The organism is Enterobacter chuandaensis, from assembly GCF_003594915.1.
GTDB classification, from domain to species: domain Bacteria; phylum Pseudomonadota; class Gammaproteobacteria; order Enterobacterales; family Enterobacteriaceae; genus Enterobacter; species Enterobacter chuandaensis.
In genome coordinates this window covers 310,535-332,110 of record NZ_QZCS01000002.1, presented here as the reverse complement: position 1 = coordinate 332,110, position 21,576 = coordinate 310,535, and the positions used below count along the sequence as shown (strand labels likewise).

At 55.5% G+C, this 21,576-nt stretch carries 21 protein-coding genes and 1 other annotated feature; of the genes, 12 read left to right on the top strand and 9 right to left on the bottom strand.

Annotated elements, in window-relative coordinates:
* The first annotated feature begins 20 nt into the window (after positions 1-20).
* Positions 21-281, top strand: coding sequence for a type B 50S ribosomal protein L31 (locus D5066_RS04760; protein ID WP_006176933.1), 261 nt, complete (start codon positions 21-23; stop codon positions 279-281).
* Between the two features lie 2 nt (positions 282-283).
* Entirely contained in the window at positions 284-424 is a 141-nt protein-coding gene (gene ykgO / locus D5066_RS04755; RefSeq protein WP_003859006.1) for a type B 50S ribosomal protein L36, read from the top strand.
* Here the strand turns inward: ykgO and D5066_RS04750 are convergent.
* Entirely contained in the window at positions 421-1,131 is a 711-nt protein-coding gene (locus tag D5066_RS04750; RefSeq protein WP_119915223.1) for a GNAT family N-acetyltransferase, read from the bottom strand. The two genes, ykgO and D5066_RS04750, sit on opposite strands and share 4 nt — an antisense overlap.
* 101 nt (positions 1,132-1,232) lie before the next feature.
* On the opposite strand from D5066_RS04750, the gene pdxR reads away from it, so the two are divergent.
* Positions 1,233-2,693, top strand: a complete 1,461-nt coding sequence (gene pdxR, locus D5066_RS04745; RefSeq protein WP_119915222.1) for a MocR-like pyridoxine biosynthesis transcription factor PdxR — start codon at positions 1,233-1,235, stop codon at positions 2,691-2,693.
* On the opposite strand, the gene D5066_RS04740 is transcribed toward pdxR, so the two are convergent.
* The 6 genes from D5066_RS04740 to acrA all read right to left on the bottom strand — a co-directional run bounded on the left by D5066_RS04740 (position 2,665) and on the right by acrA (position 9,508).
* Complete coding sequence (locus D5066_RS04740; RefSeq protein ID WP_119915221.1) at positions 2,665-3,132, bottom strand: YlaC family protein; 468 nt, start codon at positions 3,130-3,132, stop codon at positions 2,665-2,667. The two genes, pdxR and D5066_RS04740, sit on opposite strands and share 29 nt — an antisense overlap.
* A gap of 117 nt (positions 3,133-3,249) precedes the next feature.
* The gene (maa, locus tag D5066_RS04735) at positions 3,250-3,801 is read right to left on the bottom strand and encodes a maltose O-acetyltransferase (protein WP_119915220.1); all 552 of its coding nucleotides are present in this window, start codon (positions 3,799-3,801) and stop codon (positions 3,250-3,252) included.
* A gap of 209 nt (positions 3,802-4,010) precedes the next feature.
* The gene (gene hha, locus D5066_RS04730; protein ID WP_008499287.1) at positions 4,011-4,229 is read right to left on the bottom strand and encodes a hemolysin expression-modulating protein Hha; all 219 of its coding nucleotides are present in this window, start codon (positions 4,227-4,229) and stop codon (positions 4,011-4,013) included.
* Positions 4,230-4,256: 27 nt separating this feature from the next.
* The gene (gene tomB, locus D5066_RS04725; protein ID WP_008499288.1) at positions 4,257-4,631 is read right to left on the bottom strand and encodes an Hha toxicity modulator TomB; all 375 of its coding nucleotides are present in this window, start codon (positions 4,629-4,631) and stop codon (positions 4,257-4,259) included.
* 514 nt (positions 4,632-5,145) lie between these two features.
* Positions 5,146-8,292, bottom strand: coding sequence for a multidrug efflux RND transporter permease subunit AcrB (gene acrB, locus D5066_RS04720; RefSeq protein ID WP_119915219.1), 3,147 nt, complete (start codon positions 8,290-8,292; stop codon positions 5,146-5,148).
* A gap of 22 nt (positions 8,293-8,314) precedes the next feature.
* The gene (gene acrA / locus D5066_RS04715) at positions 8,315-9,508 is read right to left on the bottom strand and encodes a multidrug efflux RND transporter periplasmic adaptor subunit AcrA (RefSeq protein WP_041911060.1); all 1,194 of its coding nucleotides are present in this window, start codon (positions 9,506-9,508) and stop codon (positions 8,315-8,317) included.
* Between the two features lie 141 nt (positions 9,509-9,649).
* Here acrA and acrR point away from each other — a divergent pair, with 141 nt between their 5' ends.
* Positions 9,650-10,303: a multidrug efflux transporter transcriptional repressor AcrR gene (gene acrR / locus D5066_RS04710; RefSeq protein ID WP_023310602.1), complete on the top strand. Its 654-nt coding sequence runs from the start codon at positions 9,650-9,652 to the stop codon at positions 10,301-10,303.
* A gap of 113 nt (positions 10,304-10,416) precedes the next feature.
* Positions 10,417-13,764, top strand: coding sequence for a mechanosensitive channel MscK (gene mscK / locus D5066_RS04705; RefSeq protein WP_119915218.1), 3,348 nt, complete (start codon positions 10,417-10,419; stop codon positions 13,762-13,764).
* Positions 13,765-13,780: 16 nt separating this feature from the next.
* Here the strand turns inward: mscK and rsmS are convergent, their stop codons facing one another.
* Together rsmS and priC are read right to left on the bottom strand one after the other, a co-directional pair.
* On the bottom strand, positions 13,781-13,951 hold the full coding sequence (gene rsmS / locus D5066_RS04700; protein WP_080328036.1) for a pleiotropic regulatory protein RsmS: 171 nt from the start codon (positions 13,949-13,951) through the stop codon (positions 13,781-13,783).
* A gap of 14 nt (positions 13,952-13,965) precedes the next feature.
* Entirely contained in the window at positions 13,966-14,493 is a 528-nt protein-coding gene (gene priC / locus D5066_RS04695; protein WP_119915217.1) for a primosomal replication protein N'', read from the bottom strand.
* 50 nt (positions 14,494-14,543) lie between these two features.
* On the opposite strand from priC, the gene D5066_RS04690 reads away from it, so the two are divergent.
* The 7 genes from D5066_RS04690 to adk all read left to right on the top strand — a co-directional run bounded on the left by D5066_RS04690 (position 14,544) and on the right by adk (position 21,458).
* Positions 14,544-14,921, top strand: coding sequence for a DUF454 family protein (locus D5066_RS04690; RefSeq protein ID WP_119915216.1), 378 nt, complete (start codon positions 14,544-14,546; stop codon positions 14,919-14,921).
* Between the two features lie 151 nt (positions 14,922-15,072).
* A complete protein-coding gene (gene apt, locus D5066_RS04685; RefSeq protein ID WP_000127359.1) occupies positions 15,073-15,624 on the top strand; it encodes an adenine phosphoribosyltransferase in 552 nt (183 codons plus the stop codon).
* Between the two features lie 88 nt (positions 15,625-15,712).
* Positions 15,713-17,641, top strand: a complete 1,929-nt coding sequence (gene dnaX, locus D5066_RS04680) for a DNA polymerase III subunit gamma/tau (RefSeq protein ID WP_119915215.1) — start codon at positions 15,713-15,715, stop codon at positions 17,639-17,641.
* Positions 16,971-17,035: a sequence feature (DnaX frameshifting element), on the top strand. (Overlaps the previous gene by 65 nt.)
* Before the next feature lie 54 nt (positions 17,642-17,695).
* Positions 17,696-18,028, top strand: a complete 333-nt coding sequence (locus D5066_RS04675) for a YbaB/EbfC family nucleoid-associated protein (RefSeq protein ID WP_003858972.1) — start codon at positions 17,696-17,698, stop codon at positions 18,026-18,028.
* Positions 18,028-18,633 (top strand): recombination mediator RecR, encoded by a 606-nt coding sequence (recR, locus tag D5066_RS04670; RefSeq protein WP_006809843.1) that lies wholly within the window; start codon positions 18,028-18,030, stop codon positions 18,631-18,633. The genes D5066_RS04675 and recR overlap by 1 nt, the downstream gene beginning before the upstream one ends.
* A 110-nt stretch (positions 18,634-18,743) precedes the next feature.
* Entirely contained in the window at positions 18,744-20,618 is a 1,875-nt protein-coding gene (gene htpG, locus D5066_RS04665; RefSeq protein WP_119915214.1) for a molecular chaperone HtpG, read from the top strand.
* A 195-nt stretch (positions 20,619-20,813) separates the two neighbouring features.
* Entirely contained in the window at positions 20,814-21,458 is a 645-nt protein-coding gene (adk, locus tag D5066_RS04660; protein WP_033144797.1) for an adenylate kinase, read from the top strand.
* Positions 21,459-21,576 lie beyond the last annotated feature (118 nt).

Genomic DNA, 21,576 nt, shown 5'->3' with positions numbered 1-21,576 from the left:
CAAAACACAAAGGATTTACGATGAAACCTAACATCCATCCAGCGTATCGCACCGTGGTATTCCACGACACCAGCGCCAATGAATACTTTAAAGTCGGTTCAACCATCAAAACCGACCGCGAAATTGAGCTCGACGGTGAAACCTATCCGTACATCACTATCGAAGTTTCTTCAAAATCGCATCCGTTTTACACCGGTAAGCAGAAAACGTTCTCGACGGACGGCAGCGCAGCGCGCTTCCGCAAGCGTTTTGGCGGCTTTCTTAATGCGAAGCGGGGCTAACCATGCAGGTGCTTAACTCATTGCGCAGTGCAAAACAGCGTCACCCGGATTGCCAGATAGTCAAACGCAAGGGACGCTTATACGTGATTTGCAAATCTAACCCGCGCTTTAAGGCGGTGCAGGGGCGTAAAAAAAGGCGCTAGACGCGCGTTTCTCGCCAGCTTTCCAGGGATCTTTTCTGTTTGCCATCGGCAGTAAAATTGTCGGTGGCAAGCCAGCTTTCAAACGCGCTCGCCAGCGCTGGCCACTCTTTGTCGAGAATCGAAAACCAGTCGGTATCCCGGTTATGGCCTTTTATGACCAGCGCCTGGCGAAAACGCCCTTCAAACTGAAAGCCCAGACGCAGTGCCGCTTTGCGGGATGGTTCGTTCAGGCTGTTGCACTTCCATTCATAGCGCCGGTAGCCCAGGGTATCGAACACGTACCGCATCAGCAGATACTGCGCTTCTGTCGACATGGGCGTGCGGCTTAACAGTGACGAGAAGTGAACGTGCCCCACTTCCACGACGCCGTTTTTAGGATCGATCCGCATCAGGGAAAGCGTCCCGACAGGGGACTGGGTCCGGTTATCTATGACGGTAAAGTGGATGGGATCGGATAATTCGCTCACGCTCGCCACCCAATTGGCAAACTCTTCTGCGGTGGCATCAGGTTCACGCAGCAGCCACGTCCAGCTGCGGGTATCTCCGGCCAGGGAATACGCAGTGAACAACGCATGAGCATGCTCCACGCGCAGCGGCTCAAGCCGACAATAGTGACCCTGAAGTACCACCCGGGACGGATGCGGGCGAGGCTGCCAGTCGATAAGAGCTTCGCCTACGGGCTGTCCAAACTCATTGAATGTATTCATCTTTATTTCCATGACGTTGAAAAGATCTCCAGATTAGTGAATTGCTGGTTCCTTAAAAAGAACCACCAGGCTATGTTTTTCTGGTACCACGAGGAGGAAAGATGAATATACCGGGTGATGAGCTTTATACCTTGCTCCATGCCGCGCTGAAAAAGCGTGGGGAGGAGACGCTCCAGCGCGCGCTCTATCTTGCTTTACGGGAGGCCATACTGTGCGGAAGGCTTCGGTCCGGCTGCCATTTGCCCGGCTCGCGAACGCTGGCGCAGCAGCTTTCCGTTTCACGGAACACCGTCAATGCGGCGCTGGACCAGCTCACGCTGGAAGGTTATTTGCTGCGTAACCGTCAGGGGACGCGGGTGGGGCAATTCGCTCAACGTACGATTGCCCGGACATTACCGGACCCGGACGTCAGGCTGACAAAACGTGTCGCCCTGCTGCCCGCGCCTGTGCCGCGCGACACTCCGGTGATGGCGTTTACGCCGGGAACGCCCGCCATTAACTATTTCCCCTTGCCGCTGTGGCGGCGGTTGTACGATCGCGTCCTGCGTGAGGAGGGGAGTGCCCTGTTAGGGTATGGTGACCCGGCCGGCGAGCCGACGCTGCGGGCCGCGATAGCCCGCCACCTTGCGCTCTCCCGCGGCATTGACTGCGACGCCAGTCAGATTGTGATAACAGAAGGGGCGCTGGAGGGCGTCAATCTGTGCACGGTGCTGTTAAGCGAGCCGGGGGATGTCGCCTGGGTGGAAAATCCCGGCTATAGCGGAGCGAAAAGCGCTTTTGTCAAAACTGGCCTGGCGATGACAGGCATACCGGTCGATGACGAGGGGATGAGCTGGGAAGGACTGCGTGCGCCTTCACCCACCCTGATTTTTACCTCGCCATCGCATCAGTTCCCCTACGGAAGCGTGCTCAGCGCGCGACGGCGTCTGGCGCTGCTGGAACTGGCCCGGCAGCACAACGCGTGGATCATTGAGGACGATTACGACAGCGAATTCCGTTATGTTGGTGAGCCCGTACCGGCGATGCTGGGAATGGTCAACAATGCGCCCGTTGTGTATCTGGGGACGTTCAGCAAAACGCTTTTTCCGTCGCTGCGAATGGGGTTCATGGTGTTACCGCCAGCGCTGGCGCAGGCGGCGCGTCCCGCCATCGGCTCACTGCTGCGCGGCGGGCATCGTGCTGAACAGCGCACCCTGGCGCTGTTTATTGAGGAGGGCCACTATGCCCGTCATCTTGCCGCCATGCGCCGCCTTTATCGTAAGCGTTACCGCCAACTGCGGGAGGTGCTGAGCGCAGAGCTTCATACACCGCACCGCGTTCTTGCCGGGGAAGGGGGGATGCACCTGACGCTGGCGATTGACGGTATTGACGACCAGCGGCTGGTGGAGAAGGCGAGAGCGTTTCAGCTGGCACCCGCTGCCCTGAGCGGGTATTACCTTGAGGCGAAGCAGGGGCAAACCGGTCTGGTTTTAGGTTACGGCAATACTTCTGCTTCACAGTTTGCGCCGGGTATCCGACGTCTGCAGGCGTTAATTACGCAGCAGCAGGACGGGAAAGGGTAAAGACATCATAAAAAGAGAGCTGGCCCTTGGTGGCGACCATCTTCTGCAGCTTCTCTTTTTGCCCGGCGTCGACAGCCGGAGAGTGCAGGATGCTGTCGATCAGCTCCTCTGGTACGTAACGCGTGTTGTACCATTCGCCGTTGTAGCACACCCGGAAATCGAGAACGTCGATATCTTCGTAACGGTAACGGGGATTCACGTCGAAAAAGAAAAAAGCATTAAAGACGACAAACAGCACAACCAGCAGCCAGACGGAATCCACCAGCGTTTCGGATTTCAGCATCACAATCAGCGTCGCCAGCCAGGCGGCATACATGGCGACAAACAGTCCAGGGTGTTTGCGGATAAAGCTAATGCTAAAGCGCGGGCGATTGTCGCGCTTTTCGCGGTGGTTAAGATCGTCGATGGTAGCGGTAAGCAGGCGCTGTATCTCGGTCATTTTTTGCCTTCATGAGAGTTGACAATACAGGGGATCTGCCAATTTTAGGGGAGCCATCAGGCTGAAAAAAGTAACAGTCTGGCGCTAAAAGACCATAACAGTTGACTCCCCGACACCTTACAGCGTTTTGATGATTTTAGCGGGATTGCCGCCCACGACGACGTTAGCCGGGACGTCTTTCGTCACGACGGCACCGGAGGCGACCACCACGTTGTCACCAATGGTGACGCCTGGGTTAATCACCGCGCGGCCGCCAATCCAGACATTATTACCAATGTTGACGGGTTTTCCGAACTCCAGGCCGCTATTCCGCTCCTCCGCATCCAGCGGATGGGTTGCCGTATAAATATGAACGCCCGGCGCGAGCATGCAGTTATCGCCAATATGAACGGGGCATACATCCAGCATGACGCAGTCGAAGTTAGCGTAAAAGTTTTTCCCCAGATAAATGTTATATCCATAGTCACAGCGGAAACTCGGCTCGATATAAGCCCCTTCGCTTTGCCCCAGCAGTTCCGCCAGAATGTTCTGGCGTTCTGTTTTCTCATTAGGCGCGGTGTGGTTATAGCGGTGAATCAGATGGCGAGCCCGCAGCCGGTCGGCGCGTAGCGTCTCATCACCCGGACGGTAATGTTCACCTGAAATCATCTTCTGTTTTTCTATGCTCATCGGAAACCTCTCTGGATGTTATTCCGGAAGGGTAATCGCAACCGGCCATCAGGGGAACGTTCCCGAAAAGCCGATGTGACCAGAGTCACAACATTGTTGCTGATGAGCGCGTTTTACACGGAGACCTGGCTTTCGCACAGGGAGCATAACGGGACAGGTGAATACAGCTTAAAACGTGGCGTAGAACCTCTACAGACACACTTCGAAGATTAACGGACAAATTTCCATACAGAAGTAGGGATTTTGTCATATAGCTTATTCATCGTTAGCTCTGCAAGGCGATGGTCCGCGGCTGAATAAAATACCGCCAGTTCATTATCAGAAAGCTCGTATTTATTCTTTTCAATGACGCGTTCGAGTGTGTCAATTGACTGACAACGTCGTAAACGCATCAAATAATCGATTTTTGTGAGTGGTTTATCAGACATAAATTCACCTTAGTAATTGTAATAATTTTAACAGGAAAGACTAACCGGGTTAGCTCTGCTCACGTTGACGAAACAGCGGAATAGCCGGTTTCCCGATTTACGCCATTTTTGCAAATCCTGAGCGTTAATGCCGTAACTGCTGAACAACATAAAGGTGTCGTCCAGGTATTCATCAATTTGCTCAATGAGCTTATTATCTTCATTGTACTTAATTTTATAATTAAGTGCGAAGGTTGCGATATGCTCTATCAGCTCATTCAACTGTAAATTGATGGCAGACGTTGGGTCGTTTACCCAGCCATGGTTACTTTCATCAAGATTGGCAAGGCAGTCATGGTACAAGGATTCGCAGAGAAATTTCAACTGCGCGATATCATGCCTTTTTGGCGAGTACTCGTCCATAGCGCATCCCCTTCTGAGTGATTTCTTACTCACCGAACAACATTGTCGGGATGGATACAACTGACTTAGCTACATGCGTGCTGTGTTCCTGATAACCTAACTATAAGTCACTCCTTCCTGGATTTCATCGCGCTATTACGAAAAATTACAAATAAAACCGCAGGCTGCGAGCATGTACGCAATTGTTCATCCGGAAACGTACCTTTTTATCGGAATGAACAATCGTTTTTTTTCGCATCCTTACGTTTCATTGACTTAGCTTAAACAACGTGTGAAAGTCCAGATCCGATATGAAGATTGTCTCAATCTATTCTTAGGAATATTCCTAATAACAGTTAAAGCAGAGAAATGAATTTAAAAAGATTCTGAATTCACCGATTAAGTTATCAGTTAATTATGATATGTCTGTTTAAGATGGCAGAAAATAAATAGGACATCAATAAGCTTATTTTATGATTTTTTCTGAAAATGAAAAAGGCCGCAAATGCGGCCTTTTTATTATATGAAACCGGTATCAGTGAGGTTCTACCGAATGACTGTGCTCAACATCTTCATTCTTACGGCTGAAGCGGCGGCGAACCACCACGAAGAACACCGGAACGAAGAAGATAGCCAGTACTGTCGCAGTAATCATACCGCCCATAACGCCCGTACCTACCGCGTTCTGCGCACCGGAACCCGCACCGGAGCTGATAACCAGCGGCATTACGCCGAGGATGAACGCCAGTGACGTCATCAGGATTGGACGCAGACGCATACGCACCGCTTCCAGCGTCGCCTCAATAAGGCCTTTACCCTCTTTCTCCATCAGATCTTTGGCGAATTCCACGATAAGTATCGCGTTCTTCGCCGACAAGCCAATGGTTGTCAGCAGGCCTACCTGGAAGTACACGTCGTTGGTCAAACCACGGAACGTTGCCGCAAGCAGCGCACCGATAACCCCAAGTGGAACCACCAGCATAACGGAGAACGGAATTGACCAGCTCTCGTACAGCGCTGCCAGACAGAGGAAGACCACAATCAGTGAAATAGCGTACAGGGCAGGGGCCTGGTTACCGGACAGACGTTCCTGATAGGACATGCCGGTCCAGTCATAGCCGATACCCGCAGGCAGTTTGCTTGCCAGCTCTTCCATCAGGTTCATGGCTTCACCGGTGCTTCGGCCTGGTGCGGCCTGACCCAGAATTTCCATCGACGGCAGACCGTTGTAACGTTCCAGACGCGGTGAACCGTATTCCCAGCGCGACGTCGAGAAGGCTGAGAACGGCACCATCTGACCATTGCTGCCGCGAACGTACCAGTTGTTAATATCGTTCGGCAACATACGGTACTGCGCTTCTGACATCACGTACACTTTCTTCACGCGACCGCGGTCGATGAAGTCGTTGACGTAGCTACCGCCCCAGGCCGCGCCCAGCGTGGTATTAATGTCGCTGATGGACACGCCCAGCGCCTGCGCTTTTTCCTGATCGATGTCGATCTTGTACTGCGGCGTATCTTCCAGGCCGTTTGGACGTACGCCAACCAGCAGGTCAGGGTGTTTAGCCACTTCGCCGAACAGCTGGTTACGCGCCTGCGTCAGTTTCTCGTGACCCAGACCGCCCTGGTCGATCAGCTGGAAGTCGAAACCGGTCGCCGTACCCAGTTCAACAATCGCTGGCAGGTTAAAGGCGAAGACCATCGCATCTTTAATCTGCGAGAAGGTGCCCATGGCACGGCCCGTGATCGCTTCAACTTTATTCTCATCGCCCGGACGATCGGCCCAGTCTTTCAGAGAAACGAAGGCGATACCGGTGTTCTGGCCACGACCCGCAAAGCCAAAGCCGTTAACCGCAAACACGGATTCAACGTTCGCTTTCTCTTTGGTGAGATAGTAGTCCGTCACTTCGTCCAGCACTTTCTGGGTACGCTCTTGCGAAGCACCCGCCGGAAGCTGTGCCATCGTCAGGAACACGCCCTGGTCTTCATCTGGCAGGAACGAGCTTGGCAGACGAACGAACAGGAACGCCATCCCCACGACGATGATGATATAGAGCAGCAGATAACGACCGGTGCTGCGCAGGATGTTGCCCACGCTGTCGGTGTAGTGGTGCGTGCTCTTATCAAACATGCGGTTGAACCAGCCGAAGAACCCCTTATGCTCGCCGTGACCGCCTTTCTGAATCGGCTTCAGCATCGTGGCACACAGCGCTGGCGTCAGGATCAACGCCACCAGTACCGACAGCGCCATCGCTGAAACGATGGTAATGGAGAACTGGCGGTAAATCGCACCCGTAGAGCCCCCGAAGAAGGCCATCGGGATAAATACCGCGGACAGTACCATCGCAATACCGACCAGCGCGCCCTGGATCTGGCCCATGGATTTACGGGTGGCTTCCTTCGGCGGTAGACCTTCTTCCGCCATTACGCGCTCGACGTTCTCTACCACCACGATGGCGTCATCCACCAGCAGGCCGATGGCGAGCACCATCCCGAACATCGTCAGGGTGTTTATCGAGAACCCAAAGGCCGCGAGGATGGCAAAGGTCCCCAGCAGAACGACCGGCACGGCGATGGTTGGGATCAGCGTCGCGCGGAAGTTTTGCAGGAACAGATACATCACCAGGAACACCAGGATGATCGCTTCTACCAGCGTTTTAACCACTTCGTGAATCGAAATTTTTACGAACGGCGTAGTGTCATACGGATAAACGATTTTCAGGCCTGACGGGAAGAACGGTTCCATCTTCTTCAGTTCCGCTCGGATCGCCGTTGCGGTGTCCAGGGCGTTCGCGCCCGTCGCCAGTTTGATACCCAGACCGGACGCCGGTTTGCCGTTAAACTTCGCAATGATGTCGTAGTTTTCGCCACCCAGCTCCACTTTGGCTACGTCGCGCAGACGAACCTGCGAACCGTCCTGGTTCACCTTCAGCAGAATTTTGCTGAACTCATCAGCGGAGGTCAGACGGGTTTGCGCGATAATCGACGCGTTAAGCTGCTGGCCTTTCACCGGCGGCGTACCGCCTAACTGACCGGCTGCCACCTGGGCGTTCTGCGCTTTAATGGCGTTAATCACGTCAACCGGCGTGAGCTGGAAGTTGTTCAGTTTGTTCGGATCCATCCAGATACGCATCGCGTACTGTGAACCGAACAGCTGCACGTCACCCACACCGGAAGTACGGCTGATGGCGTCCTTCATGTTGGCGCCCACGTAGTCGGAAATATCCTCCTGCGTCATGGTGCCGTTGGTGTTGATAACGCCGACAACCATCAGGAAGCTACTGGACGATTTCTCGACGCTCACACCCTGCTGTTGCACTTCCTGCGGCAGAAGAGGCATCGCCAGCTGCAGTTTGTTCTGCACCTGAACCTGCGCGATGTCCGCATCCGTACCGGATTCAAAGGTCAGGGTGATCTGCACCGTACCGGTGGAGTCACTGTTTGAGGACATGTACATCAGGTTATCGATACCGTTCATGTTCTGTTCGATAACCTGGGTTACGGTGTCCTGCACCGTTTTCGCATCAGCCCCCGGGTAGGTTGCGGAGATCGTCACCGCCGGTGGCGCAATCGTTGGATATTGCGCGACAGGCAGCTTCAGGATCGCAAGTCCCCCGGCCAGCATGATGATAATGGCGATCACCCACGCAAATATGGGGCGATCGATAAAGAAATTAGGCATGTCTTAACGGCTCCTGTTTAAGTTAAGACTTGGTTTGTTCTGACTGGCCAGCGGCCGAAGCTTGTTGTTTATCGTCAGAGGTCACTTCCTGTGCTTTTACCTGCGCGCCAGGACGTACTTTTTGCAAACCAGTAACAATCACGCGATCGCCATCTTTCAGACCTTCCGTCACCAGCCATTTATCGCCAATCGCCTGGGTAGCGGTGATATTGCGCGTTTCGACTTTGTTATCAGCCCCGACAACCAGTGCACTCGCATCGCCGCGTGGCGTACGGGTGACACCCTGCTGTGGAACCAGAAGTGCGGTTGGGTTCGTTCCTTCCTCCAGACGCGCGCGAACGAACATACCTGGCAGCAGATTCTTGTCAGGGTTCGGGAAAATCGCCCGTAAGGTGATGGAACCGGTGGTCTGGTCGACCGTCACATCAGAGAATTCCAGGGTACCTTCCTGCGGGAACTTGATACCGTCGTTGGTAACCAGCTCCACTTTGGCTTTGCCGTTTTCCTGTTTCAGGGTGCCGTTTGCCAGCTCCTGTTTCAGGCGCAGGAAATCGTTACTGGACTGCGTCACGTCAACGTAGATCGGATCAAGCTGCTGCACGGTTGCCAGCGCAGTGGTCTGCCCGTTCTGCACCAGCGCCCCTTCCGTCACGGAAGATTTACCAATACGACCGCTGATAGGGGAGGTCACTTTGGTATAGGCCAGGTTAATGCGGGCGGTTTCGACAGCCGCTTTGGCTGCTACCACGGCCGCGTTAGCCTGCTGGGCATCTGCCAGAGCGGTATCGTAATCCTGTTGGCTGATGTATTTGGTACCGAGCAGTTTCTGGTAGCGGTTCAGCGTCAGCTGAGCGATTTTCGCCGCCGCTTGTGCTTTAGCCAGGTCACCTTTCGCGCTTTCATAAGAAGCCTGATAGGTCGCGGGATCAATCTGATACAGAGACTCACCGGCCTTCACATCGCCGCCTTCGGTAAAGTTACGTTTCAGGATAATGCCGCTAACCTGAGGACGCACTTCCGCAATGCGGTAAGCATTTGTACGGCCTGGTAATTCTGTGGTGATCTGTAGAGGTTCAGATTTGAGTGTCACAACGCCGACTTCTGGCGCCTGCTGAGCTCCTTGTTGAGCTGGTTTGTCGTCACATCCTGTAAGCGCTAAGCTGCCTGAGAGCATCAGAACGACCGCCAGAGGCGTTAACCCTCTGTTTTTGTTCATATGTAAACCTCGAGTGTCCGATTTCAAATTGATCAAGGGTCCTGAGTCTAAAAACCCATTGCTGCGTTTATATTATCGTCATGCTATGGTACATACATTCACAAATGTATGTAAATCTGACTCCTGTAAATTCACCCACCTATGGCACGAAAAACTAAACAACAAGCGCTGGAAACCCGACAACACATCCTTGATGTGGCAATACGTTTGTTCTCTCAGCAGGGGGTTTCTTCCACCTCGCTGGCACAAATTGCTCAGGCTGCCGGTGTGACGCGGGGAGCGATTTACTGGCATTTTAAAGACAAGTCAGATCTGTTCAGTGAAATCTGGGAGCTTTCAGAGTCCAGCATTAGCGATCTCGAGAGTGAGTATCGGGCAAAATTCCCCGACGATCCACTCTCAGTATTGAGAGAAATATTAGTATATATCCTTGAAGCAACGGTAGTTGAAGAGCGTCGCAGATTAATGATGGAAATTATCTTTCATAAATGTGAGTTCGTGGGCGAAATGGCGGTGGTGCAACAGGCGCAGCGCAGCCTCAGCCTGGAGAGCTACGATCGCATTGAACAGAACCTGAACCTGTGTATGCAGGCAAAGCTGTTACCCGCCAATTTACTCACCCGCCGGGCGGCTATCCTGATGCGCAGCTACATTTCAGGTCTGATGGAAAACTGGCTTTTTGCGCCGCAATCCTTTGACCTCAAAGAGGAAGCCCGCAGCTACGTGGCGATTTTACTGGAAATGCTACAACTCTGCCCGACGCTGCGCAGCGACGCGCCTTCGCTGACGGCCTGAGCCCTTTCCAGGATTTATCTCAGAGGCTAACGTTCTCGCTATTCTGCTTCCGACGAGCGTGATATTCTTCACGCCGGACTATTTTCGGTCATCTGCTGACATCATTCACAACTATGCTGCCCATCAATCGCTCGCAACATCCTGTATTTGCATTGCTCTTTGCTATGCTGTTTTTCTTCTCCACCGCGCCGCTTTCCTGGGCCCGCGCAGACAACAGCACTGATATTCCCTCGCGCAGCGAAATTCAGTCGCAGCTCGACACCCTGAACAAACAAAAAGAGCTCTCTCCTCAGGAGAAACTCACCCAGCAGGATCTGACGGAAACGCTGGAAAACATTGATAAAATCGAGCGCGTTAAAGCAGAAACCACCCAGCTTCGTCAGAAGGTGGCGCAGGCGCCTGAGAACATGCGTAAGGCTACGGAAGCGTTGAGCGCGCTGAGTGACGTCGATAACGACGACGAAACGCGCAAAACGCTCTCCACGCTCTCCTTACGCCAGCTGGAATCACGCGTCGCGCAACTGCTCGACGATCTGCAAACGGCACAGTCTGACCTCGCGACCTACAACAGCCAGCTCGTCTCCCTGCAAACCCAGCCCGAGCGCGTGCAAAACGCAATGTACGCCGCGTCCCAACAGCTGCAGCAGATCCGCAACCGCCTGAACGGCACAACGGTAGGGGAAGGCACGCTGCGCCCGACGCAGCAAACCCTGTTGCTGGTTCAGCAGTCCTTGCTCAATGCGCAAATTGAACAGCAGCGTAAAAGCCTGGAAGGGAATACGGTGCTGCAGGACACGCTCCAGAAACAGCGTGATTACGTGACGGCGAATATCAACCGGCTGGAGCACCAGCTTCAGCTGTTGCAGGAGGCGGTAAACAGCAAACGCCTGACCCTGACGGAAAAAACCGCCCAGGAAGCCGTCTCGCCGGACGAAACCGCCCGTATTCAGGCCAACCCGCTGGTGAAGCAGGAGCTTGAGGCTAACCACCAGCTCAGCCAGCGCCTGATACTGGCGACGGAAAACGGCAACTCGCTGGTTCAGCAAAATATCAAAGTGAAAAACTGGCTGGATCGCGCGCTGCAGGCGGAACGCAACATCAAAGAGCAGATTGCGGTCCTGAAAGGTAGCCTTCTGCTGTCGCGTATTCTCTATCAGCAGCAGCAGACGCTCCCCTCCGCCGACGAGCTGGAGGACATGACTAACCGCATTGCGGATTTACGTCTGGAACAGTTTGACGTCAACCAGCAGCGCGACGCCCTTTTCCAGAGCGATGCCTATGTCGCCAAAGTTGAAGAAGGGCACTCCAGCGACGTAAACCCGGAAGTGCATGACGCGCTGCTCCAGGTGGTGGATATGCGTCGCGAGCTGCTCGATCAGCTTAACAAGCAACTGGGCAACCAGCTGATGATGGCCATTAATCTGCAGATCAACCAGCAGCAGCTGGTCAGCGTGTCAAAAAGCCTGCAGGAGATTTTGACGCAGCAGATTTTCTGGGTGAACAGCAACAAGCCGATGGACTGGGACTGGATTAAGTCCTTCCCGGAAACGCTGAAAACGCAGATTAAGAGCATGAAAATCACCGTAAACTGGGAGAAAGCCTGGCCTGCGGTAATGATTGCTTTCCTGGCCGGTTTACCGCTGCTGCTGATTGCCGGTCTGATCCGCTGGCGTCTGAAATGGCTGAAACAGTACCAGGCGAAGCTGGCGTCGGAAGTGGGGCAGTTGCGTAACGACAGCCAGCTCCATACGCCTAAAGCGATTCTGATCGATCTCATCCGCGCGCTGCCGGTGTGTCTGATTATTCTGGCCGTGGGTCTGATTCTGCTCACGATGCAGCTTAACGTCAGCGATCTGCTCTGGGCGTTCAGTAAAAAACTGGCGCTGTTCTGGCTGGTATTTGGCGTGTGCTGGAAGGTGCTGGAAAAAGACGGCGTGGCGGTGCGTCATTTCAACATGCCGGCTCAGCTAACCAGCCACTGGCGTCGCCAGATTGTGCGCGTCAGCCTTGCGCTTCTGCCGCTGCACTTCTGGTCGGTGGTGTCAGAGCTTTCCCCGCTGCATCTGATGGATGATGTGCTGGGCCAGTTGGTCATTCTGCTCAACCTGCTGCTGATCGCGATCCTGATGTGGCCGATGTGCCGCGACAGCTGGCGCGATAAAGAGTCCCACAATCTTCGTCTGGCCACCGTGACGGTGCTGGCGATCATTCCGCTGGCGCTGATGGTGCTTACGGCAACGGGCTACTTCTATACCACGCTGCGCCTGTCCGGGCGCTGGATCGAGACGGTCTATCTGGTGATTGTCTGGAACCTGCTCTATCAGACCGTACTGCGCGGTTTAAGCGTCGCGGCCCGCCGCATTGCTTACCGTCGTGCCATTGCGCGTCGTCAGCATCAGGTGAAAGAGGGGGCCGAAGGCGCAGAGCCGCAGGAAGAGCCGACCATTGCTCTTGAGCAGGTCAACCAGCAGACGCTGCGTATCACCATGCTGGTGATGATCGCCCTGTTTGCGGTGATGTTCTGGGCGATCTGGTCGGATTTGATTACCGTCTTCGCCTATCTCGACAGTATTACTCTCTGGCAGTACAACGGTACCGAAGCCGGCGCGGCGGTGATGAAAAGCGTCACCATGGGCAGCCTGCTGTTTGCGCTGGTGTCGTCGGTGGTGGCCTGGGCGCTGATTCGCAACCTGCCGGGTCTGCTGGAAGTGCTGGTGCTCTCAAGGCTGAACCTGCGCCAGGGGGCGTCATACGCCATCACCACCATCCTGAATTACGTCATCATTATCGTCGGGGCGATGACGGTATTCGGCTCGCTGGGCGTCTCGTGGGATAAACTGCAGTGGCTGGCGGCGGCTCTCTCGGTCGGTCTTGGTTTTGGCCTGCAGGAGATCTTCGGTAACTTTGTGTCCGGCCTGATCATCCTGTTCGAACGTCCGGTGCGTATCGGCGATACCGTTACCATCGGTACCTTCTCCGGTACGGTCAGCAAGATCCGTATTCGTGCCACCACCATTACCGATTTTGACCGTAAAGAGGTGATCATCCCGAACAAAGCGTTCGTGACCGAGCGCCTGATCAACTGGTCGCTCTCGGATACCACCACGCGCGTGGTGATTCGCCTCGGCGTAGCCTACGGCTCTGACCTGGATAAAGTGAAAGAGGTATTGTTAAAAGCCGCTAAATCGCATCCAAAGGTCATGCACGAGCCCGCGCCGGACGTCTTCTTCACCACCTTCGGGCCGAGCACGCTGGATCACGAACTGCGTCTGTACGTGCGTGAACTGCGCGATCGCAGCTACACCGTGGATGAACTGAACCGTGCGATCGATCGCCTGTGCCGCGAAAACAACATTAATATCGCCTTCAACCAGCTTGAGGTTCACCTGCATAATGAGAAAGGTGATGAGCATACGGAAGTGAAGCGCGAGATTAAGGGTGACGATCCGACTCCCGCCTAAACTATTTTCCCTCTCCCTATGGGAGAGGGCCAGGGTGAGGGCAACCGGCCTTCACCTTTTCCTCAAAATCCCGCCGTACAATCTCCAGTGCCTTCAGCACCGTCTCCGCTGGGATCTCATGATTCTCCAGAAGCATAATCAAATCGACGGCCAGCTTGACCTCATCGGGTGCATTTTCCAGTGACATAGATGTGGCTCCTGTTAACGGGTCAGGCGTTCAATCACGCGCTCAATCTCATCCAGCGCCTGACGGCAGCGGACGATGCGGCCTTCCAGCGCGCTGATTTCACGCATTAAGAGCTGCTGCTCTTCCAGCGTTTCGCTGTTGTTCAGGCGCGTCTCGCGTTCGCGCTTCATCTCAAACAGCCGGCGCTCGAACTCCTGGTTCTCCAGCCGCTTGCGCTGCCATTTTCCAGGCCCTGGCGAGGCGCTGTCCCAGGCGCGCAGCGGCCAGGCGGCGATTTCCCGGTGCAGGGCGGTGATCTGCTCGGTGAGATGCTCCGCAAGCCATACCACCTGTTCCTGCTGCCCGCTTTCAACCGCATGGCGCAATTCATCGAGATTTGTCTGGGCCTCAGCCAGGTAATCCTGAATGACGGTACTGCGAGTGCGGAAAAGCTGCCGGTCAAAGCGCGGCTTCAGCGTGGCGTGCCCCATTAGCGGTGTAGCCTGCGTCCGCAGAGCAATCAGCTGATTTTGCAGCCTCTCAAGAAGCAGTGCTGTTTTCAAGGCGCTCTCCAGTGGTAAAGTAGCCGTTCAGTTTGATAACGATTCGCATTATGAAGCGTACTATTTTAATCATCATTGGCTGGCTCGCGGTAGTGCTTGGCACGCTGGGTGTGTTTTTACCCTTACTGCCGACCACGCCGTTTATCCTGCTGGCGGCCTGGTGCTTCGCCCGCTCGTCGCCGCGCTTTCACCACTGGCTGCTCTACCGTTCGTGGTTTGGCGGGTACTTGCGGCACTGGCAACAACACCGTGCCATGCCGCCCGGCGCGAAGCCCCGCGCGGTCGCGGTGATCTTAATCACCTTCGCGATTTCATTATGGCTGGTGAAAATGATGTGGGTGCGGATCCTGCTGCTTTTCATCCTCTTCTGCCTGCTTATCTTTATGTGGCGGATCCCCGTGGTTGATGAAAAGCAACAAAAGCACTGAAGCCTCATCATGGCGGTTGCAATTATTGCGTACAGCCAGTAAATTCGACCGTTTTCGAGCACAGGCGCGCCTGGTTAAAGGTTAAGCAATTGTTACCTTTGCCGACTCGTTGCGCGCCGTGAGTAACACTGTTTCATTTAGGCACAAACCGATGACCGCAACTGCACAGCAGCTTGAATATCTGAAAAACAGCATCAAAAGCATCCAGGACTATCCAAAGCCTGGCATTCTTTTCCGTGATGTCACCAGCTTGCTGGAAGACCCGAAAGCGTACGCGCTCAGCATTGAACTGCTGGTGGAGCGTTATAAAAACGCCGGGATCACCAAAGTAGTAGGTACCGAAGCCCGTGGCTTCCTGTTCGGCGCACCGGTTGCGCTGGCGATGGGCGTGGGTTTTGTGCCGGTGCGTAAGCCGCGCAAACTGCCGCGTGAAACCATCGCGGAGAGCTACGAGCTGGAGTACGGCACCGATCAGCTTGAAATCCACGTTGATGCCATCAAGCCTGGCGACAAAGTGCTGGTGGTGGACGATCTGCTGGCAACCGGCGGCACCATTGAAGCGACCGTGAAGCTGATCCGTCGTCTGGGTGGGGAAGTGACCGACGCGGCCTTCATCATCAACCTGTTCGATCTCGGCGGTGAACAGCGCCTGGAAAAACAGGGTATTACCAGCTACAGCCTGGTGCCTTTCCCGGGTCATTAATCCCGGTTTTCACAACCTCGCTCAATGGGTGAGGTTGTGATAGCATTCCCCTCCATAAATTCACCTTCCAGCGTTGCAGAGCCTGCCCATGAGTTATCAGGTGTTAGCCCGTAAATGGCGACCACAAACCTTTGCTGACGTTGTCGGTCAGGAACATGTGCTGACGGCCCTGGCGAACGGCTTGTCGCTAGGTCGCATCCATCACGCCTATCTTTTTTCCGGCACCCGCGGCGTCGGTAAGACCTCTATTGCCCGTCTGCTGGCGAAAGGTCTCAACTGCGAAACCGGGATCACCGCCACCCCGTGCGGCGTGTGCGATAACTGCCGGGAGATCGAGCAGGGGCGTTTTGTCGATCTGATCGAGATCGACGCCGCCTCGCGTACCAAAGTGGAAGACACCCGCGATCTGCTCGACAACGTGCAGTACGCCCCGGCGCGCGGACGCTTCAAGGTCTATCTGATCGATGAAGTGCACATGCTGTCGCGCCACAGCTTTAACGCCCTGCTGAAAACGCTGGAAGAGCCGCCCGCGCACGTGAAGTTCCTGCTGGCGACCACCGATCCGCAAAAGCTGCCGGTCACCATCCTGTCGCGCTGCCTGCAGTTCCACCTGAAGGCGCTGGACGTGGAGCAGATCCGCGCTCAGCTTGAGCACATCCTTGATGAAGAGAATATCGTTCACGAGCCGCGCGCCCTGCAGCTGCTGGCCCGCGCGGCGGACGGCAGCCTGCGTGATGCTCTGAGCCTGACCGACCAGGCGATTGCCAGCGGTGACGGCAAGCTCTCCACCGAGGCGGTCAGCACCATGCTCGGCACGCTGGATGACGATCAGGCGCTGTCGCTCATCGAAGCGATGATTGCCGCCAACGGTGAGCGCGTGATGTCGCTGGTCAACGCCGCCGCGGGTAGGGGCATTGAATGGGAAGCGCTGCTGGTTGAGATGCTCAGCCTGCTGCACCGCGTGGCGATGCTGCAGCTGTCTCCGTCGGCCATCGGTGCGGATATGGCCGCCATTGAACAGCGGATGCGTGAACTTGCCCGCACCGTGCCGCCTGCCGACGTGCAGCTTTACTACCAGACCCTGCTGATTGGCCGCAAAGAGCTGCCGTACGCGCCGGATCCGCGTATGGGCGTTGAAATGACGCTGCTGCGTGCGCTGGCGTTCCACCCGCGTATGCCATTGCCGGAGCCGGAAGTGCCGCGACAGTCTTTCGCGCCGGTCGCCCCAACGGCGGTGATGTCACCGCAGCAGGTACCGCCGCAGCCGACACCGCCGCCGCAGCAAAACGTGCCGCTGTCGGATGCCACCAGTTCGGTGCTTGCTGCACGCAGCCAGCTGCAGCGTGCGCAGGGAGTAACCAAACCAAAAAAGAGTGAACCGGCAGCGCCAGGAAGAGCGCGGCCGGTGAACAACGCCGCGCTTGAACGACTGGCCTCGGTAACGGAGCGCGTACAGTCGCGTCCGGCACCGTCCGCGCTCGAGCAGAAAGCCCCGGTGAAAGAAGAGGCTTACCGCTGGAAGGCAACCACCATCACCGAAACGGTGAAGGAAGAGGTGGCCACGCCAAAAGCGCTGAAAAAGGCGCTGGAGCATGAGAAAACGCCGGAGCTTTCCGCGAAGCTTGCGGAAGAGTCTATTGCGCGCGACGCCTGGGCCGCCGAAGTCAGCCAACTTCAGCTGCCGAAGCTGGTGGAGCAGGTCGCGCTCAACGCCTGGAAAGAGCAGGACGGCAATCAGGTGCGTCTGCACCTGCGTCCGGGCCAGCGGCACCTCAATTCCCCTGGCGCGCAAAAGGCGCTGGCGGAGGCGCTTACTGCACTACAGGGTGTGCCGGTTGAATTGACTATCATTGAAGATGATAATCCGGCAGTGAAAACGCCGCTTGAGTGGCGCCAGGCCATTTATGAAGAGAAGCTCGCGCAGGCGCGCGAGGCGATTATTGCGGATAACAACATTCAGACCCTGCGCCGGTTCTTCGACGCCGATCTGGATGAAGAGAGTATTCGCCCCATTTGATCGTGAGTCTGACTTACGGTTGTAATCCTTAAACGTGAAAGAAGAGAGAAGCCTATGTTTGGTGGAAAAGGCGGTCTGGGTGGCCTGATGAAGCAGGCTCAGCAGATGCAGGAAAAAATGCAGAAGATGCAGGAAGAGATCGCTCAGCTGGAAGTCACGGGTGAATCCGGTGCCGGTCTGGTCAAGGTGACCATCAACGGTGCGCACAACTGCCGTCGCGTTGAAATCGACCCGAGCCTGCTCGAAGACGACAAAGAGATGCTGGAAGATCTGGTTGCAGCCGCGTTTAACGATGCCGCTCGCCGTATCGACGAAACCCAGAAAGAAAAAATGGCCTCTGTTTCCAGCGGTATGCAGCTGCCGCCGGGCTTTAAGATGCCGTTCTGATGCAAACCAGTCCGCTGCTCACGCAGTTAATGGAAGCGCTGCGCTGCCTGCCGGGCGTTGGCCCGAAGTCAGCGCAGCGCATGGCGTTTACGCTATTGCAGCGCGACCGCAGCGGCGGGATGCGCCTGGCGCAGGCTTTAACCCGCGCCATGTCAGAAATTGGTCACTGTGCGGATTGCCGTACCTTTACCGAGCAGGACGTGTGTAACATCTGTACGAACCCGCGTCGTCAGGAAAACGGTCAGATTTGCGTGGTGGAGAGTCCGGCGGACATCTACGCCATCGAACAAACCGGGCAGTTTTCCGGCCGCTACTTTGTGCTGATGGGGCATCTCTCCCCGCTGGACGGCATTGGCCCGGACGATATCGGTCTTGATCGCCTTGAACAGCGTCTTGAGTCCGAAACCATCAAAGAAGTGATCCTCGCCACCAACCCCACGGTGGAAGGGGAGGCAACCGCCAACTACATCGCCGAGCTATGCGCGCAGTACGGCGTTGACGCCAGCCGCATTGCCCACGGCGTGCCGGTGGGCGGCGAGCTGGAGATGGTCGATGGCACCACGCTGTCGCACTCTCTGGCGGGACGCCACAAGATTATTTTCTGACCAAACGGAGGCTGCACGCGCGGCCTCCGCTTGAAAATTTCCCCCCTTATCCCCATCTCCCTCTCAACGTTTTGAAACCCCATTAAATGGCATTGTTGAGGTCGACTTAGATGAAAGGACAAGAAACCCGTGGTTTCCAGTCAGAAGTAAAACAGCTTCTGCACCTGATGATCCATTCCCTGTATTCCAACAAAGAAATTTTCCTGCGTGAGCTGATTTCCAACGCCTCGGACGCTGCAGACAAGCTGCGCTTCCGCGCGCTGTCTAACCCGGATCTGTACGAAGGCGACGGCGAGCTGCGCGTGCGCGTCTCGTTCAATAAAGAGAACCGCACCCTGACCATTGCCGATAACGGCATCGGGATGAACCGCGACGAGGTGATCGACCACCTTGGCACCATCGCTAAATCCGGCACCAAAGCGTTCCTTGAATCCATGGGTTCTGACCAGGCGAAAGACAGTCAGCTGATCGGCCAGTTCGGCGTCGGTTTCTACTCGGCGTTCATCGTGGCGGATAAAGTCACCGTGCGCACCCGTGCCGCGGGCGACAGCGCCGGGAACGGCGTGCTGTGGGAATCCAAAGGGGAAGGCGAATACACCGTTGATGACATCACCAAAGCGGATCGCGGCACCGAAATCACTCTTCACCTGCGCGGAGGCGAAGACGATTTCCTGAACGACTGGCGCGTGCGCTCCATCATCAGCAAATATTCCGACCACATCGCCCTGCCGGTTGAGATTGAAAAACAGGAAGAGAAAGACGGTGAAACCGTGGTTTCCTGGGAGAAGATCAACAAGGCGCAGGCGCTGTGGACGCGCAACAAGGCTGAAATTAAAGACGATGAGTACAACGAGTTTTACAAGCACATCGCCCACGACTTTACTGACCCGCTGACCTGGAGCCACAACCGTGTGGAAGGTAAGCAGGAGTACACCAGCCTGCTGTACATCCCGGCGCAGGCGCCGTGGGATATGTGGAACCGCGATCACAAGCACGGCCTGAAGCTGTACGTGCAGCGCGTGTTCATCATGGACGACGCCGAGCAGTTCATGCCTAACTACCTGCGCTTTGTGCGCGGTCTGATTGATTCCAACGATCTGCCGCTGAACGTCTCGCGCGAAATTCTGCAGGACAGCACCGTCACCCGTAACCTGCGCAACGCCCTGACCAAACGTGCGCTGCAGATGCTGGAAAAACTGGCGAAAGACGATGCGGAAAAATATCAGACCTTCTGGAAACAGTTCGGCCTGGTGCTGAAAGAAGGCCCTGCGGAAGACACCGCGAACGTTGAAACCATTGCTAAGCTGCTGCGCTTCGCCTCCACGCACACCGACTCCTCCGCGCAGACCGTGTCGCTGGAAGAGTACGTCTCCCGCATGAAAGAAGGGCAGGAGAAGATTTACTACATCACCGCCGACAGCTACGCGGCGGCGAAGAGCAGCCCGCACCTGGAGCTGCTGCGTAAGAAAGGCATCGAAGTGCTGCTGCTTTCTGACCGCATCGACGAGTGGATGATGAACTACCTGACCGAGTTCGACGGCAAAGCGTTCCAGTCCGTTGCCAAAGCCGACGAGTCCATCGACAAGCTGGCGGATGAAGTAGACGAAAGCGCAAAAGAAGCCGAGAAGGCGCTGGAGCCGTTCGTTGAGCGCGTGAAAACCCTGCTGGGCGACCGCGTGAAAGAGGTGCGCTTCACGCATCGTCTGACCGACACCCCGGCGATTGTCACCACCGATGCCGACGAAATGAGCACCCAGATGGCGAAACTGTTCGCGGCGGCGGGCCAGGCGATGCCGGAAGTAAAATATATCTTTGAGCTTAATCCGGATCATCCGCTGGTGAAACGCGCGGCGGATACCCAGGACGACGCCCGCTTTGCCGAGTGGGTTGAACTGCTGCTGGATCAGTCATTGCTGGCCGAGCGCGGCACGCTGGAAGATCCTAACCTGTTCATTAAACGTGTGAATGCGCTGCTGCTGGCGTAATTCAACATCAACCCCTCACCCGACCCTCTCCCCCTTGGGGAGAGGGTTAGGGTGAGGGGAATCAACCGCACCCTCCCAAATTATCTCCCCCCATTAACCGTTTCAGCCTTCCCGCCTTCCTTGAGCCACGCCCGTTCTGGTGGTATTGTTTAGCGCTTTTGAAAAATTGAAACGACATTTGAGGGGATTTTCGCAATGCGTATTATTCTGCTTGGCGCTCCGGGCGCGGGTAAAGGAACTCAGGCTCAGTTCATCATGGAGAAATACGGTATTCCGCAAATCTCCACCGGTGACATGCTGCGCGCCGCTGTAAAATCTGGCTCCGAGCTGGGTAAACAAGCGAAAGACATCATGGACGCAGGCAAGCTGGTAACCGACGAGCTGGTTATCGCGCTGGTTAAAGAGCGCATTGCGCAGGAAGACTGCCGTAACGGTTTCCTGCTGGACGGCTTCCCGCGCACCATTCCTCAGGCTGACGCCATGAAAGAAGCGGGCATCAACGTGGACTACGTGCTGGAGTTCGACGTGCCGGACGAGCTGATCGTTGACCGTATCGTTGGCCGTCGCGTACACGCTGCCTCTGGCCGCGTTTACCACATCAAATTCAACCCACCTAAGGTTGAAGGCAAAGACGACGTGACCGGCGAAGATCTGACCACCCGTAAAGACGATCAGGAAGAGACCGTGCGTAAACGCCTGGTGGAATACCATCAGATGACTGCGCCGCTGATCGGCTACTACACCAAAGAAGCGCAGGCGGGTAACACCAAATACGCCAAAGTTGACGGCACCAAAGCCGTGGCAGACGTACGTGCAGAGCTGGAAAAAATCCTCGGCTAAGTGCACCTCTCTCACCCGGGCTCCCGGGTGAGAAATATTCTCATCTCACCTATTACAGCAATGGGTTTCGTTTAAACGCATTTCCGCTACAATTGACAGCCTATCAAATGGTTAAGAG

Coding starts and splice junctions, on each gene's coding strand:
- D5066_RS04760 (WP_006176933.1), top strand. CDS start 21: ATGAAACCTAACATCCATCCAGCGTATCGCACCGTGGTATTCCACGAC.
- ykgO (WP_003859006.1), top strand. CDS start 284: ATGCAGGTGCTTAACTCATTGCGCAGTGCAAAACAGCGTCACCCGGAT.
- D5066_RS04750 (WP_119915223.1), bottom strand. CDS start 1,131: ATGAATACATTCAATGAGTTTGGACAGCCCGTAGGCGAAGCTCTTATC.
- pdxR (WP_119915222.1), top strand. CDS start 1,233: ATGAATATACCGGGTGATGAGCTTTATACCTTGCTCCATGCCGCGCTG.
- D5066_RS04740 (WP_119915221.1), bottom strand. CDS start 3,132: ATGACCGAGATACAGCGCCTGCTTACCGCTACCATCGACGATCTTAAC.
- maa (WP_119915220.1), bottom strand. CDS start 3,801: ATGAGCATAGAAAAACAGAAGATGATTTCAGGTGAACATTACCGTCCG.
- hha (WP_008499287.1), bottom strand. CDS start 4,229: ATGTCTGATAAACCACTCACAAAAATCGATTATTTGATGCGTTTACGA.
- tomB (WP_008499288.1), bottom strand. CDS start 4,631: ATGGACGAGTACTCGCCAAAAAGGCATGATATCGCGCAGTTGAAATTT.
- acrB (WP_119915219.1), bottom strand. CDS start 8,292: ATGCCTAATTTCTTTATCGATCGCCCCATATTTGCGTGGGTGATCGCC.
- acrA (WP_041911060.1), bottom strand. CDS start 9,508: ATGAACAAAAACAGAGGGTTAACGCCTCTGGCGGTCGTTCTGATGCTC.
- acrR (WP_023310602.1), top strand. CDS start 9,650: ATGGCACGAAAAACTAAACAACAAGCGCTGGAAACCCGACAACACATC.
- mscK (WP_119915218.1), top strand. CDS start 10,417: ATGCTGCCCATCAATCGCTCGCAACATCCTGTATTTGCATTGCTCTTT.
- rsmS (WP_080328036.1), bottom strand. CDS start 13,951: ATGTCACTGGAAAATGCACCCGATGAGGTCAAGCTGGCCGTCGATTTG.
- D5066_RS04690 (WP_119915216.1), top strand. CDS start 14,544: ATGAAGCGTACTATTTTAATCATCATTGGCTGGCTCGCGGTAGTGCTT.
- apt (WP_000127359.1), top strand. CDS start 15,073: ATGACCGCAACTGCACAGCAGCTTGAATATCTGAAAAACAGCATCAAA.
- dnaX (WP_119915215.1), top strand. CDS start 15,713: ATGAGTTATCAGGTGTTAGCCCGTAAATGGCGACCACAAACCTTTGCT.
- D5066_RS04675 (WP_003858972.1), top strand. CDS start 17,696: ATGTTTGGTGGAAAAGGCGGTCTGGGTGGCCTGATGAAGCAGGCTCAG.
- recR (WP_006809843.1), top strand. CDS start 18,028: ATGCAAACCAGTCCGCTGCTCACGCAGTTAATGGAAGCGCTGCGCTGC.
- htpG (WP_119915214.1), top strand. CDS start 18,744: ATGAAAGGACAAGAAACCCGTGGTTTCCAGTCAGAAGTAAAACAGCTT.
- adk (WP_033144797.1), top strand. CDS start 20,814: ATGCGTATTATTCTGCTTGGCGCTCCGGGCGCGGGTAAAGGAACTCAG.